Source organism: Halomarinibacterium sedimenti (assembly GCF_019312585.1).
GTDB lineage: Bacteria > Bacteroidota > Bacteroidia > Flavobacteriales > Flavobacteriaceae > Halomarinibacterium > Halomarinibacterium sedimenti.
In genome coordinates this window covers 347,127-362,444 of the sequence record NZ_JAHWDP010000001.1, presented here as the reverse complement: position 1 = coordinate 362,444, position 15,318 = coordinate 347,127, and the positions used below count along the sequence as shown (strand labels likewise).

Genomic DNA, 15,318 nt, shown 5'->3' with positions numbered 1-15,318 from the left:
CAGCTTCAAAAAAGAAGTAATGTAACTTAGGTTTATTTCGTATAAACCTTTTCTTAAAAAGCTACCACCCCTTAAAAGGTGGTATTTGTTTTTTTATCTCATTCCTAACTTAAATCAAATAAAAAACCCTTGAGATGAATCAAGGGTTTTAATTTATTATGGGCTAGCCGGATTTCGGTCTACATCATTCCTGGCATTCCGCCGCCTCCCATGGGAGGCATAGCAGGAGCATCTTCTTTAATGTCTACTAAAGCACACTCTGTAGTAAGAATCATTCCCGCAACCGAAGCAGCATTTTCAAGAGCTACACGAGTTACTTTTTTAGGATCGATAATTCCAGCTTTCAGCATATCAACATAAGTATCGTTCTTAGCATCGTAACCAAAGCTTGTTTTGCCTTCCATTACTTTGTTGATAACCACAGAACCTTCGCCACCAGCATTTTCAACAATAGTACGTAAAGGAGATTCGATGGCACGAGCTACAATTTGTACTCCAGTGGTTTCGTCTAACGAGTCGGTAGTTACTTTTTCCAGTACTTTTTTAGCACGAACTAATGCAACTCCACCTCCTGCAACGATTCCTTCTTCCACGGCCGCACGTGTTGCGTGAAGTGCATCGTCTACACGATCTTTCTTTTCTTTCATTTCAACTTCACTAGCAGCTCCTACATATAATACAGCAACACCACCAGCTAATTTAGCCAAGCGTTCTTGTAATTTTTCCTTATCGTAATCACTTGTAGTGGTTTCAATTTGAGATTTAATTTGCCCCACTCTAGCTTGAATATCACTCTTCTTTCCAGCTCCATTTACAATTGTAGTGTTGTCTTTATCGATAGTTACAGTTTCGGCAGTACCTAACATATCGATGGTCGCATTTTCAAGGGTGAATCCTCTTTCTTCTGCAATTACAGTAGCACCTGTTAAGATTGCGATGTCTTCAAGCATTGCTTTTCTTCTATCTCCAAATCCAGGCGCTTTTACGGCAGCAATTTTAAGTGCGCCTCGTAGCTTATTTACCACCAAAGTTGCCAATGCTTCGCCTTCCACATCTTCGGCAATAATTAATAACGATTTTCCTTGCTGTGCCACAGGCTCAAGAATAGGAAGTAAGTCTTTCATATTACTTACTTTCTTATCGTAAAGAAGAATCATGGGATTCTCCATTTCTGCCATCATCTTTTCACTATTTGTTACGAAGTATGGAGAAAGAAATCCGCGGTCAAACTGCATTCCTTCCACAACATCTACATAGGTTTCTGTTCCTTTTGCTTCTTCCACAGTAATCACTCCTTCTTTTCCTACCTTTCCAAAGGCTTCAGCAATTAAACTACCAATAGTATCATCATTATTAGCAGAAATAGAAGCTACTTGCTTTATTTTTTCACCAGAGTTACCCACTTTGGTCGATTGCTTTTCAAGGTCTTTCACAATCGCTTCAACAGCTTTGTCAATTCCTCGTTTTAAATCCATTGGATTTGCACCAGCAGCTACGTTTTTTAAACCTTCTTTTACAATAGCTTGTGCTAGAACGGTGGCAGTAGTTGTTCCGTCACCTGCTAAATCGTTGGTTTTGGAAGCCACTTCTTTTACCATTTGCGCTCCCATATTTTCAAGTGCATCTTCAAGCTCTATTTCTTTTGCAACGGTAACGCCATCTTTAGTTACTTGAGGAGCACCAAAAGATTTGCTAATAATTACGTTACGTCCTTTTGGCCCTAGTGTTACTTTTACTGCATTAGCCAATGCATCTACACCACGCTTTATTGCATCACGTGCTTCAATATCAAATTTTATATCCTTTGCCATTTTGTTAGTTTTTAAAATTTCGTTTAACTTATTTTAGAATAAATTATGGGGTTATTAAATAATAGCTAAGATGTCATCCTCACGCATAATGAGGTAATCTTTTCCATCCAATTTTAACTCGTTTCCAGCATACTTTCCGTAAAGGACAGTATCACCAACTTTTACAGTCATATCGTGATCTTTTTTCCCTTTACCTACAGCCACAACTTTACCTTGTTGTGGTTTTTCTTTTGCTGAATCTGGAATGTAAATCCCAGAAGCGGTTTTAGTTTCTGCCTCTTGCGGCTCGACCAAAACGCGGTCTGAAAGTGGTTGAATTTTTAAAGCCATTTTTATTATATTTTTTAATTGTTAATTATTCTTTAATCTGCTTCAATTAGGCAGAAATTATGCCATCCGTAATTTGGCTGGAATTGTGTAAAAAAAATGCCAACTTGTCACAAGTTGGCATCTAAATTTTTTCTTTTGAATGACTATTATTCTGGTGTATCGCCCGTAGTATTGTCAGTTGCTGGGGGAGTGTCTGTACTTGGTAATGTAACACTCTCAACTTGGTCCTGTAAAAAACTATCCGTATTGCTACCATCAAATAAAGACATATTTGAAAGTAGAATTAGCGCCAATAAGATAGCGGCTAATGTCCAAGTACTTTTGTCAAGGAAGTCGGATGTTTTTTTAACACCACCCAATTGTTGCGTCCCGCCACCACCAAAGGCAGAAGAAAGTCCTCCTCCTTTTGGGTTTTGAACCATTACTACTACCACCAATAAAAAGGCGACGAAAATAATCAAGATTAAAAATATTGAAAACGTACTCATTGTTATTCTTTTATCAATTTTTGTATTGCCCGAATTTGGTCTGCAAAGAAACCACTTTTTTCGGGATTTTTCAAAATTAAAATTTTATAGGCCTGAATTGCCTTTGTATAGTTTTTTTGCTGCAAGTAAACCTTAGCTAAAGTCTCTGTCATCAAGCTTTCCGAAGTTTTTGTAAAAGGCTCGGCGAGGTTTATATTTTCTTCTGTAGTACGATCGGACTTTGATTTTAAACTTGCCGAAGGCTTCTTTTTTTCCTGAATGAACTTTTCTATTAGCTCAAATTTGCGTTCCACATCATTGGTTGAACTGCTTTCTTTTGCAATTGCTTCTTCATCACTTCTATCAATGGGCGTTGCCTTGGTAAGTTTAAGCCATTCGGTAAACGAATGAGTTTCTTCCTTCGTGAAAGTGAGCGGTTCATTAATCATTTTTTCAACTTCCTTTTCCTCTTCTTTTCGCTCAAAAAGTTTCGGACTTAAAATGGCTTCGGCCTTTTTAATTTCGGCTTTTAGTTGCCTATCAATTTCAAGACTTACCTGTTCTGAAACATTTTCAGAAACCACTTCCATAGCCTGAATGGCTTCAGAATGTTGTAAAATATGTTCCGAAATTTCATTCTGAATAAATGCTTCTGAAGTAATATAATCAAACAACACGTCACGATCTGTCGTGTAAGCAGCTGTCTTTTTTAAAGCATCATTGTACAAAAAGCTATTCTCATTCTTCAGCCCCTTTAACTGAAGCGCACGGGCACTCTGGAAATAAGGGTATTTTGAAATGATCGTACCTAAACTTGAAAGGTCCTCTTTTGAAATGTTTTGTGGCTTTGCTAGTAATGATATGTACTTTCCCGTATTCATACTACCAGTTTGCCAATGATTTATTAAAAATATCCTGAGTTATTCTTTCGAAAATAATAGCCAAGGCATCATCAAGGGCAGAGCCAATTAGCTGTGTGCTTCCGCTATAATCATAGTAAAATGAAAACCGTTCCTCAAAATCTTTGGTAGCATCTTTTGTATTAAAAAACCGAACGTTAACGGCAACCGTTAAACGGTTTTGTGCTGCCGTACTTTGCGAAGTGGCTGTAATAGGTGAAATATAATATTGTACAATTTCGCCTTCGTACAATAAATCACCATTATTATTGACTAGATCCAAACTGGTTTGATTTAGCAATAAATCTTGTAATTCTATGGTGAAATTTCTGGCAACTGTAGGCTCTACGATAGGCGCATTGTTCGCAAAATTGTTTACCTGAAATGTTTTAGTAGATGTATAATCAATATCGGCTCCTGTAAAGGAATATGCGCCACAACCTTGAAAAAGGGCAGCGATTAAAAAAAGAAAAATAAAATATTGAAAACGTTTCATCTATTTTGAACTGGCAATCTACAAATTATATTGTTTAATCTTTCGGTATAAAGTACGTTCGCTTATTCCTAACTCGGCAGCGGCTTCTTTGCGCTTGCCATCGTATTTTTCGAGGGATTTTTTAATAAGTTCTAATTCTTTATCCTGAATGGAAAGGCTTTCTTCTTCTTCAATTTCTTCGGCAAAATGATATTTGTCGCCATTTTTAACGCCTTTATTTGTATCGTAAGCCTGGGAAACATTCATTACTTCTACATCATGTGCCTCTGGTGTTTCCTCTTCATCAACAAAAGCAGCTAACTGTGCTTCCCGATTATCATCATCTGCATAAATTTTATTGATTAAAGTGGCATTTTGTTCTTTGACTTTGGCTGTACTTCCAGAATTCATCAATTCCATCGTTAACTTTTTCAAGTCATTGATGTCGCGTTGCATATCGAACAACACTTTATAAAGAATTTCACGCTCATTGCTGAAATCGCTTTCAGGCTTTTTTCTGTTGATTACTGCGGGTAAATTACTACCAACACTTGGCAAATATTGTTTTAAGGTAGTATAAGAAACTTCTCTTTTTTGTTCTAAAACGGAAAGCTGCTCGGTGATATTTCGCAGCTGACGAATATTTCCACCCCAGTTATACTGAAGTAACAAACTCACGGCATCATCTGCCAAGCGAATGGTGGGCATTTTGTATTTCTGCGCAAAGTCTGAAGCAAATTTTCGAAACAATAAATGAATATCCTCGCCACGGTCTCGAAGTGGTGGTAATCCAATCTCCACAGTACTTAATCGATAATATAAATCTTCTCGAAACTTTCCTTTTTCTATAGCATCGCCCATTTTAACATTGGTAGCGGCAACGATACGTACATCTGTTTTTTGGGCTTGTGAAGAACCTACTTTTAAAAACTCTCCATTTTCCAAAACACGTAATAACCGTACTTGAGTTGGAAGTGGAAGCTCACCTACTTCATCAAGAAAAATAGTGCCACCATCGGCTACTTCAAAATAACCCGAACGAGTTGATGTGGCTCCAGTAAAGGCTCCTTTTTCATGACCAAAAAGTTCACTATCGATAGTACCTTCAGGAATGGCACCACAGTTTACGGCAATATATTTATTGTGTTTTCTATGCGAAAGCGAATGAATAATTTTAGGAATGCTTTCTTTACCCACACCGCTTTCACCAGTAACTAAAACCGAAATATCGGTAGGGGCCACTTGAATAGCTTTTTCAATAGCTCGGTTCAATTTTGGGTCATTCCCAATAATTTCAAAACGTTGTTTTACGGCTTGAATACTTTCCATACCTTAATTATTTTCAGAATATCCAACGGCTTCTCCCAACAAAGTGGTGCTGGTACAATCGTCTATTCTTACCATAACAAAATCACCTACTTTGTAATGTTTTTTGGCAAAGACTGCCACAGTATTTTGCGGAGTTCGACCACTCCACTCGGCATCACTTTTTTTACTTTCTTTTTCAATTAAAATTTCGACCGTTTTTCCTACAAATTGTTTTGTGCGATAGCCACTATGTTTTTGCTGAAGATCTATAATCTCTGCCAGTCGGCGCTTTTTTGTAGCTTCGGGAATATCGTCTTCCAATTTTCGAGCTGCCATGGTTCCTGGTCTTTCTGAATACATAAACATAAAACCAAAGTCGTATTTTACATATTCCATAAGGGAAAGTGTGTCTTGATGATCTTCTTCGGTTTCAGTAGGGAAACCGCTAATCATATCTTGTGAAATGGCACAGTCTGGTATAATCTCCCTAATTTTATCGATGAGTTGCATATACTCTTCGCGCGTATGTTGGCGATTCATCTCCTTTAAAATACGCGTGCTTCCACTTTGTACCGGAAGGTGAATATAATTACAGATATTTTCAAATTTTGCCATGGTGTGCAGCACATCCTCAGTCATATCCTGCGGATTGCTCGTAGAAAACCGAATACGCATCTTGGGTTGTGCTGTAGCGACCATTTCTAATAACTGTGCAAAGTTGGTTGCTGTGGCTTTTTGCATTTCGGTAGCATTTTTGAAGTCTTTTTTGAGTCCGCCACCATACCATAAATAACTGTCTACGTTTTGGCCTAAGAGCGTAATTTCCTTGTAGCCTTTTTTAGCTAAATCGTTTACCTCTTCAATAATACTTAGTGGATCTCGACTACGTTCTCGACCCCGAGTAAAAGGCACTACACAAAAGGTGCACATGTTATCGCAACCCCGGGTAATGCTTACAAAAGCTGTAACACCATTTCCGCCCAATCGCACAGGGGAAATATCTCCGTAGGTTTCATCTTTTGAAAGAATCACATTCACAGCATCGCGTCCTTCTTCCACTTCTTGAAGCAAGTTGGGTAAATCTTTATAGGCATCTGGCCCCACGACCATATCCACGATTTTTTCTTCTTCGAGAAATTTACTTTTTAAGCGTTCTGCCATACAACCCAAAACGCCTACTTTCATTTTTGGGTTGATTTTTTTTACGGCATTGTATTTTTCTAGACGTTTTCTAACTGTTTGTTCTGCCTTGTCTCTAATGGAGCATGTATTTACCAATACCAAATCGGCTTCTTCAAGTACCTGCGTTGTATTGTAGCCTTGGTCATTAAGAATTGAAGCCACAATTTCGCTATCGCTAAAATTCATTTGGCAACCGTAGCTTTCAATATATAGCTTTCGAGTATTGCTGCTTTTGCCTTCAAGCACAAGTGATTCGCCTTGTTTACTTTCGTCAATGATTTTCTCTTCCATCAATTTTCCGTGTTTTTGTAACGGATAGTTAGTTTATTTGTCAAATAATATGCCTGCCTTTAAAAGGCTTTGCAAAGATACAATTTTCATGTGTAAAGTGTCAAAATGGCAGACTTCTTTTTGTATCTTTAGCCTTTCATTAACTAAACCAAAGAAATCATGGAACACCCAATTTTTGAAAAGATTCAAAGATCGCCACAGCCCGACTTTGGGGATGTAATAAGTAAAAGTTTTGAACTCTATAAGAAAACGTTTACGCAAGGATTGACACATACACTAATTTCTTTAGTGGTTGTCATTCCGTTTATACTCATAATTTACATTCCGTTAATTCCCATGTATATAGAAATGATTCAAAATGCGGGAGATCCTTATTACACTCCCACCGCTTTTGAGGATTATTCAATAGCGATGATTGTAGGATGGGTGATTTTAGTTTTTCTTTTTTCTTTTTTAATGCAGATGGTTAATATGTCTATTTTTGGCCATTTCTTTAAAGATCTAAAACGAATGGATTATGGGACTAACGAAGATATTGGCGGATATTTTACCCTCTTAAAAACACATTTTAGTAAGCTATTTATGCTGTCTCTGGCAACTTTAGGTATAGCATTGTTAGCCGCTTTATTATGTTATTTACCAATTTTCTATGTGATGATTCCTTTGCATTGGGCGTTCCCTATTTTTATTTTTAATGATAAACTTAGTGTTTCAGATACTATAAAAGCAGCTTTTAAATTTGGAAATAAAAACTGGCTAACTTTTGCTGGGATTGGGATTGTAGTTTCCATAATTGCATCTTTAGGTGCTATTGCTTGTTATATTGGAATGATTGCCACCTTATTTTTTACGTATATAGCTACCTATGTAACGTATCGAGATACGATTGGTTTTGAAGATGTTGATGGTATTTCTAGCATAGGAAAGCCAGTGGAAGAGTAATTAGAAAATTCCAAATCAAATACACAAATAGGGGTGATGAAAATCAATTTTTTCATCACCCTTTTTTATCGGTGAAAATTCTAATTTATAGGTTAAATCGTATCGAATTAAAAAATTCCTATACTTTTGTAATCCAAATTTTACCATTATGGCAAAGAATTTAGTGATCGTTGAGTCTCCCGCAAAAGCTAAAACTATAGAGAAATTTTTAGGAAAAGAATTTAAAGTAACTTCCAGTTTTGGGCACATTGCAGATCTTCCTTCCAAAGAATTGGGAGTGGATGTTGAGGGTGACTTTACACCTAAATATATAGTCTCACGAGATAAAAAAGCACTTGTAAAAGAGTTAAAAGGCCTAGCCGACAAAGCTGATATGGTGTGGCTCGCAAGTGATGAGGATCGAGAAGGAGAAGCTATTGCTTGGCATTTAGCCGAGTCATTAGATTTAAAAGATGAAAAAACAAAACGAATTGTTTTTCACGAAATTACGAAATCTGCCATATTAAAAGCTATTGAGAATCCACGAAAAATAGATTACAATTTAGTTAATGCCCAACAAGCAAGGCGTGTTTTGGATAGATTGGTTGGGTACGAATTATCTCCTGTGCTTTGGCGAAAAGTAAAAGGAGGGCTTTCTGCGGGGCGTGTGCAAAGTGTTGCTGTACGTTTAATTGTGGAAAGGGAGCGAGAAATTGAAGGCTTTAATCCCGTGGCTTCCTTTAGAATTGATGCAGAATTTATAACAGAAGAGGGTAGTAAGTTTAAAGCAAAACTTCCTAAAAACTTTGAAACCGAAGCAGAGGCAAAAGCATTTCTTCAGAAAAATTTAGGAGCTAATTATAAAATAGCAGAGCTATCCAAAAAACCAGGAGCCAAATCGCCTGCAGCACCTTTTACCACTTCTACGCTTCAGCAAGAGGCATCGAGAAAATTATATTTTTCAGTGGGTAAGACCATGACCATTGCACAACGATTGTACGAATCTGGGTTAATTACCTATATGCGTACCGATAGCGTAAATCTATCGAATGATGCGATGAAGGCTGCACAAAATGAAATTGAAACCTCATACGGAAAGGAATACAGCAAGCCACGTAATTATAAAAGTAAGTCCAAAGGGGCTCAGGAAGCTCACGAGGCAATTCGCCCAACAGATATGTCACAGCATACTATTTCAGGAGATCGCGATCAAGAACGATTGTACGATTTAATTTGGAAACGAACCTTGGCGTCTCAAATGAGCGATGCTAAATTGGAAAGAACCAATGTAAAGATTGATATACTTTCTTCCGAAAAAGTTTCAGAACAGTTTACAGCCAATGGGGAAATGATCAAGTTTGATGGTTTCTTAAAAGTATATTTAGAAGGCACCGATTTTGACGAGGAAGAGCAAGAAGGTATGTTGCCTAACTTAAAAGAAGGGGAGGCACTTCAAAATAAATACATCACTGCAACCGAGCGTTTCACAAGACCACCTTACCGATTTACCGAAGCATCATTAGTGAAGCAGTTAGAGGAACTTGGAATAGGAAGACCTTCTACTTATGCACCTACCATTTCTACAATAATTAACCGTAATTATGTTGAAAAGGGAACGGTTGAGGGTGTGGAGCGTAAATACACACAGCTACTTTTAGATAAAGGAGCTTTAAAAGAAAAGAACCTAACCGAAACCGTGGGGAGTGATAAAGGAAAGCTTGTGCCAACCGATATTGGAATGATTGTAACAGACTTTTTGGTGGAGCATTTTAAAAATATTGTTGACTATAACTTTACCGCGAAAGTAGAAGAGGATTTTGATGAAATAGCCGAAGGAAAAGAAGAGTGGACAAAAATGATGAAGGATTTTTACAAAAAATTCCATCCACAGGTAGAAGACGTGCAAGAAAATGCAGATAGAGAAAGTGGAGAACGAATTTTAGGGGAAGATCCAGAAACTGGCAAACCTGTATCGGTGCGTTTAGGAAAATTTGGTGCGATGGCTCAAATTGGTGCCCCCGATGATGATGACAAAAAATTTGCAAGTCTAAGACCCGATCAACAACTTCACTTAGTTACTTTTGAAGAAGTGATGGATTTATTTAAACTTCCAAAGCAATTGGGTGTGTATGATGGAGAAGAAGTTGAAGTGGCTAACGGACGATATGGACCGTATGTTCGATTTGGAAAGAAATTTATATCATTGCCACAAGGCATGGATCCATTGGATGTTTCTATGGCGGAAGCAAAGGAATTAATAGAAGAAAAGAAAAAGGCAGATGCCCCAATATATACTTACGAAGGATTACCTGTTCAAAAAGGGACTGGGCGTTTTGGACCATTTATAAAGTGGAATAATATGTTCATTAACGTGAATAAAAAGTATGACTTCGATAATCTTTCTGATGCGGATATTATCGAACTAATTAAAGATAAAAAGCAGAAAGAGATAGATAAATTGGTGCAAGAATGGCCTTCCGAAGGAATTAAAATTGAAAAGGCGCGTTGGGGACGATTCAATTTAATTAAAGGCAAAACAAAAGTAGAATTGCCAAAAACTACGAAAGCAGATAAACTAACGCTGGAGCAAGTACAAGAGATTTTAGAAAAGAAAGCTCCAAAAAAGAAAACTCGAACCAAAAAAGCTCCTGCTAAAAAGAAATGATAGAATTTCTCTCTCCCGTTTCAAAATCTGTTGTTGCTCATATAGAGGTTTTATCCATTGGAACCATTGGTAAAGAAATTGCATTGCATAAAAAGAAAGGAGAGATTCCTAACCTTAAAGGCATTGCATTTGCTATTTTAGGGGTAAAAGAAAATAGAAATGACGAAAATTATTTAGGGGAAGAGGTCTCTTTCGAAACGTTAAGAAAAACGTTTTACAGTTTATATCCAGGAAATTGGTCGCTAAATATGGTGGACCTTGGGGATATTGAAAAAGGAGAAACGGTAGAAGATACTTATTTTGCTTTAAAGGCGGTCGTTGAAGCATTACTCAAAAAAAATATTATACCTATTATATTAGGAGGTAGTCAGGATTTGCTGTATTCGCATTACAGAGCGTATGATTCTTTTAAGAAGATGATTAATTTGGTTAATGTGGATAATCGTTTTGATTTAGGGGTTGCCGAAAATCCGATTTCCAATAAATCCTATGTTGGCAAGGTAATCGTTGATAAGCCATACAATCTATTTAATTATAGTGTTTTGGGGTATCAATCGTTTTTTAACCCCCCTGCAGAAATAGCGCTTATGGATAAGCTGTATTTTGATGCCTACCGTTTGGGGAGTGTCACCGAGGATATTACAAAAGTAGAGCCTATTTTAAGAGATGCAGACATTGTAGCTATAGATGCTGCCACAATAAAATATGGAGATTTAAGTTATAAATACTACAATAGTCCTAACGGATTTGATAGTAGGGAGATTTGCGCTATTGCTAGATATGCAGGAATAAGTAATCGAGTGAGCTCTTTTGGTATTTACGAATTGAAAGAGTTTACGCAGGGAGAAAGCCTTGCAATGTTATTATCTCAGGTTTTATGGTACTTTATTGAAGGGGTTAATTTTAGGATAGAAGATGAAGATTTTGAAAATGAAAATCACTTTACAACTTTTAAAGTTCCTATAGCTGAAGATATATTGGTGTTTAAAAAGAGTAATAAAACGGGTAGATGGTGGATAGAATTGCCATTTATTTCAAATGTTAATAATAAATTAAAAACACATACGTTATTACCTTGCACTTATGGCGATTATTTGAGTGCAACAAATCAGGAAATTCCTGAAAGGTGGTTTAAAGCCCGCCAAAAGAATGAAGTATAACCAAAAATTAAATAATCAAGATTTAGGGGATTTTTCAGAAAAATGTTGTTTTTTTGGAATATTATAAATAGGTTTACGCCCTTAAATCTGATAAAATTTAACCTAATTACCTATGAAGAAGCTAATTGCAATTACTGCAGTACTTGCCTTGTTGTTCAGTTGTAACTCTAAAAAAGATAGAGGAGAACTTGTTGGTGCTAAAGGCAAAAAATGGTATCCCGAGAAACCTTATGGAATGACGCTTATCCCTGGTGGGTCCTTCATCATGGGTAAAGCAGACGACGACTTTGTTGCCGTTAACGATGCTCCTACTCGTACCGTAACGGTTCGCTCCTTTTATATGGACGAAACAGAAATCACAAATGCAGAATATCGCCAGTTTGTAGAGTGGGTACGTGACTCTACAATTAGACTTAAACTTGCTATCCTAGCAGATGAAGTAGGTGCTACTCCAGGAGATGGTGGTATTGGTGAGTTTGCGTTTGTAGATCAAGAAAATGAAGAAATGACTCCGTGGGAGCAGTATAATTACGATAATTATTACGGAATGGGTGAAGATTTCTACGCAGGTAGAAAGATTAACCGTGATGTTGACCTTTTTACGGACACAGCAGAATACCCAGATGAATATTATTCAGAAGTAATGGATAGTATGTATATTCCTGCTGAAGAAGCGTATAATGGACAAAGAACCATTGATGTAAGTAAGTTGAAGTTTCAATACACTTATATGGACATCCAAGCAGCAGCTCGTGCTAAAGGACAACGCAGAAAAGATTTTATTAAGAAAGAAGAAGTTAATATTTATCCAGATACTACTGTTTGGATAAAAGATTTCAATTACTCTTATAATGAACCAATGCATAACGATTACTTCTGGCATGAAGCTTATGGAGATTACCCAGTTGTTGGAGTGAATTGGAAACAAGCAAAAGCATTCTGTGCTTGGAGAACTTTATACAAAAATGCATATCAAAAATCGAAGAAAAGACCTTATGTTAACTCATTTAGACTTCCGGGTGAGGCAGAGTGGGAATATGCCGCTCGTGGAGGATTAGAGTCTGCAACCTATCCTTGGGGAGGACCTTATGCTAAAAACGATAGAGGTTGTTTTATGGCAAACTTTAAACCTTTGAGAGGTGATTATGCGGCAGATCAGGCATTATATACCGTAGAAGCAGATGCGTACGAACCTAACGATTATAACCTGTATAATATGGCAGGTAACGTAAGCGAGTGGGTTGCTTCATCTTATGACCCAGATTCTTATGAATATTCTTCAACAATGAACCCTAACGTTAATGACGAAAAGAATATGCGTAAAGTGGTTAGAGGTGGATCTTGGAAGGATGTTGCCTATTTCTTACAAGTAAGTACTCGTGATTATGAATACGCAGATTCTGCAAGAAGTTATATAGGCTTTAGAACTGTGCAAGACTATATGGGTACAGACATAACCTTAAACAAAAACTTTGGAGACGCTCGATAGTCTCTACTTATTAATACATCTAACTTTAAACTTAACTTAACTTAATTATATTTTATTATGGCACAATCAAAATCATCCAAGAAACTTTTTAACATGGCTTACGGCCTTGGAGCGTCTATTGTAATCTTAGGAGCACTTTTCAAAATTCTTCACTGGGAATTAGGACCCCTTAACGGTGGACTTCTTCTAGCCATTGGTTTAATTACCGAAGCAATTATTTTTGCTATTTCAGCTTTTGAGCCAGTTGACGACGATTTAGACTGGTCTCTAGTATATCCAGAATTGGCTGGAGGAAAAGGAAAAGATAAAGAAGCCCCAAAAGATGCTCAGGGAATCCTTTCTAAAAAATTAGACGAAATGTTGAAAGACGCTAAAATTGATTCTGAATTAATGAGTAGCTTAGGAAATAGTATCCGTTCTTTCGAAGGAGCTGCTAAAAGCATGGCCCCAACTGCTGAAGCAATGAGTTCTACCAAAAAATATAGTGAAGAAATGGCGCTTGCGGCTGCACAAATGGAGTCTTTAAATAGTCTTTATAAAGTACAAGTGGAGTCTACAAGCCGTCAAGCAGAAGTAAACGAGCGTGTAGTGGAAAATGCAGAGCAACTAAAAGCACAAATGGAGCATTTAGCAACTAACCTATCTTCATTAAATGGAGTGTATGGTGGAATGCTTTCTGCAATGACCAATAGAAACTAATGTCCGTTAGACTAACTTTTAATAACTTAAAAAACTAAAAGATTATGGCTAAAGGAGCATTATCACCAAGGCAAAAGATGATTAACCTAATGTATCTGGTTTTCATCGCAATGCTTGCCTTAAACATGTCCAAAGAAGTATTATCTGCTTTTGGATTATTAGACGAAAAAATTTCTGATGCTACCACAGCAACGACTCAAAGAAACACTGCGTTTATGGAGAGTTTAGCTACAAAAGCTTCAGAGCAACCAGAACAATACGCCTCTGTAAAGGCAAAGGCAGATCAGGTGACCGAAATATCAGCAACATTGGATAGTTACTTAGCTAAGTTAAAAAGCGATATGATGGCAACGGTTAAGCCAGAAGAACAAAATGATTACGAGGTTCAAGATAAACCAGATTTTTTAGATCGATTGTTTTTTCAGGGAGATAAATTGAAGCCAGAAGGTCAAGAGTTCTTAGATCAAATCAATAAGTATAGAACTGATATGGTTGCTGTATTAGGAGATACGTACCCAGATATTAAGGCTTCGGTTGAAAGTAATTTCTCTACAGCTCCAGTTACAAGACGTGATGGTAAAGAAATTGATTGGTTAAACTATAACTATGAAGGTTTCCCAATGGTTGCTTCTAGAACAAAGTTAACATCTCTTCAAAATGACATTCAGGTAATTAAAAATGAGTTGCTAGCTAAAATGCTTGCTGGGCAGCAAGCAACAGCATTATCATTTACTCAATACAATACGTTACTTGAACAAGCTAAATCTGCCTTTTATGCAGGAGAGCCATTTGATGGAGGAATTGTTTTAGGACGTAAGGATCCAAATACAAAACCAAACAGAGTTGAACTTACGTTAGATGGAAGACCATTAACGGAAGGTCAGTACACAATTGAAAATGGTAAAGTAAAATTAAATATTAGTGCTGGTGCTGCAGGAGATCATAAAATTGAAGGAAATTTAATTTTCTTACAAGATGGTAAGGAAGTTGAAATTCCTGTAAGCGCAAGTTTTGCTACTATTACAAAGCCAAATGCTGCTGTAATTTCTGCAGATAAGATGAATGTGGTTTACCGTGGTGTAGATAATCCTATGACGATTTCTATCCCTGGTATCCCAGATAATAAAGTATCTGCTTCTGCTGCGGGTCTTACTAAAGGAGCTGGAAGTAAATATATGATGCGACCAGGACAGGGAAGAGAAGTAACAATTAACGCAAGTGGGACACTTCCAGACGGTCAAAAAATTAGTACGAATTCTATGTTCCGTATCAAAGATATCCCTCGTCCAGTAGGATCTATTCGTGGAGAAACTGGTGATGGTGGTTGTGTACGTATGCAACGTCAAGGATTGGAGATTGCTAGCGTAGGTGCTGCTTTAGAAGATTTTGATTTTGATTTAGCACTTAACGTAACTGGATTCAGTTTTAAAGTATCTGGTCAACCAACCGTTATTGTTAGCGGAAGAAAACTAAATTCCCAAGCCATTGGAGCACTTAACCGTGCAAAAAGAGGGGAAACTGTTCAAATTTTCGATATCAACGCAAGTATTTCTGGTAACACAGGATATAAGCTTAAAAAGATTTCCCCAATCTGTATCGAATTAACAAACTAAGAATATTA

General features: G+C 37.1%; 13 protein-coding genes. 6 read left to right on the top strand and 7 right to left on the bottom strand.

Features of this window, described 5'->3' with window-relative positions; genetic code table 11:
* Window positions 1-179 precede the first annotated feature (179 nt).
* The 7 genes from groL to miaB form a co-directional block, all read right to left on the bottom strand.
* Complete coding sequence (gene groL / locus KXJ69_RS01790; protein WP_219050688.1) at window positions 180-1,811, bottom strand: chaperonin GroEL; 1,632 nt, start codon at window positions 1,809-1,811, stop codon at window positions 180-182.
* 54 nt (window positions 1,812-1,865) lie between these two features.
* A complete protein-coding gene (locus KXJ69_RS01785) occupies window positions 1,866-2,141 on the bottom strand; it encodes a co-chaperone GroES (RefSeq protein WP_219050685.1) in 276 nt (91 codons plus the stop codon).
* A gap of 146 nt (window positions 2,142-2,287) precedes the next feature.
* On the bottom strand, window positions 2,288-2,629 hold the full coding sequence (secG, locus tag KXJ69_RS01780) for a preprotein translocase subunit SecG (RefSeq protein ID WP_219050683.1): 342 nt from the start codon (window positions 2,627-2,629) through the stop codon (window positions 2,288-2,290).
* A gap of 2 nt (window positions 2,630-2,631) precedes the next feature.
* A complete protein-coding gene (locus tag KXJ69_RS01775) occupies window positions 2,632-3,489 on the bottom strand; it encodes a DUF8458 domain-containing protein (RefSeq protein WP_219050681.1) in 858 nt (285 codons plus the stop codon).
* A 1-nt stretch (window position 3,490) separates the two neighbouring features.
* Window positions 3,491-4,003, bottom strand: a complete 513-nt coding sequence (locus KXJ69_RS01770; protein ID WP_219050679.1) for an LptE family protein — start codon at window positions 4,001-4,003, stop codon at window positions 3,491-3,493.
* Window positions 4,004-4,021: 18 nt separating this feature from the next.
* Window positions 4,022-5,311: a sigma-54 interaction domain-containing protein gene (locus KXJ69_RS01765; protein ID WP_219050677.1), complete on the bottom strand. Its 1,290-nt coding sequence runs from the start codon at window positions 5,309-5,311 to the stop codon at window positions 4,022-4,024.
* Between the two features lie 3 nt (window positions 5,312-5,314).
* Window positions 5,315-6,763 carry a tRNA (N6-isopentenyl adenosine(37)-C2)-methylthiotransferase MiaB gene (gene miaB, locus KXJ69_RS01760; RefSeq protein WP_219050675.1) on the bottom strand — a complete coding sequence of 483 codons (1,449 nt, stop codon included), beginning with the start codon at window positions 6,761-6,763 and terminating at the stop codon, window positions 5,315-5,317.
* 159 nt (window positions 6,764-6,922) lie between these two features.
* Between miaB and KXJ69_RS01755 the strand changes: the two genes are divergently transcribed.
* The 6 genes from KXJ69_RS01755 (at window position 6,923) to porM (ending at window position 15,310) form a co-directional block, all read left to right on the top strand.
* The gene (locus KXJ69_RS01755) at window positions 6,923-7,705 is read left to right on the top strand and encodes a hypothetical protein (RefSeq protein WP_219050673.1); all 783 of its coding nucleotides are present in this window, start codon (window positions 6,923-6,925) and stop codon (window positions 7,703-7,705) included.
* Window positions 7,706-7,853: 148 nt separating this feature from the next.
* Window positions 7,854-10,349, top strand: a complete 2,496-nt coding sequence (topA, locus tag KXJ69_RS01750; protein WP_219050671.1) for a type I DNA topoisomerase — start codon at window positions 7,854-7,856, stop codon at window positions 10,347-10,349.
* Window positions 10,346-11,509: a formimidoylglutamase gene (locus tag KXJ69_RS01745; RefSeq protein ID WP_219050669.1), complete on the top strand. Its 1,164-nt coding sequence runs from the start codon at window positions 10,346-10,348 to the stop codon at window positions 11,507-11,509. Before topA ends, KXJ69_RS01745 begins: the two co-directional genes overlap by 4 nt.
* Window positions 11,510-11,621: 112 nt before the next feature.
* Window positions 11,622-12,998 (top strand): T9SS ring complex lipoprotein PorK/GldK, encoded by a 1,377-nt coding sequence (porK, locus tag KXJ69_RS01740; RefSeq protein WP_219050667.1) that lies wholly within the window; start codon window positions 11,622-11,624, stop codon window positions 12,996-12,998.
* Window positions 12,999-13,055: 57 nt separating this feature from the next.
* Window positions 13,056-13,697 carry a type IX secretion system motor protein PorL/GldL gene (gene porL, locus KXJ69_RS01735; protein WP_219050665.1) on the top strand — a complete coding sequence of 214 codons (642 nt, stop codon included), beginning with the start codon at window positions 13,056-13,058 and terminating at the stop codon, window positions 13,695-13,697.
* 44 nt (window positions 13,698-13,741) lie between these two features.
* Complete coding sequence (gene porM / locus KXJ69_RS01730; protein ID WP_219050663.1) at window positions 13,742-15,310, top strand: type IX secretion system motor protein PorM/GldM; 1,569 nt, start codon at window positions 13,742-13,744, stop codon at window positions 15,308-15,310.
* Window positions 15,311-15,318 lie beyond the last annotated feature (8 nt).

What these genes read in the sequence shown, in the direction of transcription:
- groL (WP_219050688.1), bottom strand. Translation starts at nt 1,811, where the DNA reads ATGGCAAAGGATATAAAATTTGATATTGAAGCACGTGATGCAATAAAG.
- KXJ69_RS01785 (WP_219050685.1), bottom strand. Translation starts at nt 2,141, where the DNA reads ATGGCTTTAAAAATTCAACCACTTTCAGACCGCGTTTTGGTCGAGCCG.
- secG (WP_219050683.1), bottom strand. Translation starts at nt 2,629, where the DNA reads ATGAGTACGTTTTCAATATTTTTAATCTTGATTATTTTCGTCGCCTTT.
- KXJ69_RS01775 (WP_219050681.1), bottom strand. Translation starts at nt 3,489, where the DNA reads ATGAATACGGGAAAGTACATATCATTACTAGCAAAGCCACAAAACATT.
- KXJ69_RS01770 (WP_219050679.1), bottom strand. Translation starts at nt 4,003, where the DNA reads ATGAAACGTTTTCAATATTTTATTTTTCTTTTTTTAATCGCTGCCCTT.
- KXJ69_RS01765 (WP_219050677.1), bottom strand. Translation starts at nt 5,311, where the DNA reads ATGGAAAGTATTCAAGCCGTAAAACAACGTTTTGAAATTATTGGGAAT.
- miaB (WP_219050675.1), bottom strand. Translation starts at nt 6,763, where the DNA reads ATGGAAGAGAAAATCATTGACGAAAGTAAACAAGGCGAATCACTTGTG.
- KXJ69_RS01755 (WP_219050673.1), top strand. Translation starts at nt 6,923, where the DNA reads ATGGAACACCCAATTTTTGAAAAGATTCAAAGATCGCCACAGCCCGAC.
- topA (WP_219050671.1), top strand. Translation starts at nt 7,854, where the DNA reads ATGGCAAAGAATTTAGTGATCGTTGAGTCTCCCGCAAAAGCTAAAACT.
- KXJ69_RS01745 (WP_219050669.1), top strand. Translation starts at nt 10,346, where the DNA reads ATGATAGAATTTCTCTCTCCCGTTTCAAAATCTGTTGTTGCTCATATA.
- porK (WP_219050667.1), top strand. Translation starts at nt 11,622, where the DNA reads ATGAAGAAGCTAATTGCAATTACTGCAGTACTTGCCTTGTTGTTCAGT.
- porL (WP_219050665.1), top strand. Translation starts at nt 13,056, where the DNA reads ATGGCACAATCAAAATCATCCAAGAAACTTTTTAACATGGCTTACGGC.
- porM (WP_219050663.1), top strand. Translation starts at nt 13,742, where the DNA reads ATGGCTAAAGGAGCATTATCACCAAGGCAAAAGATGATTAACCTAATG.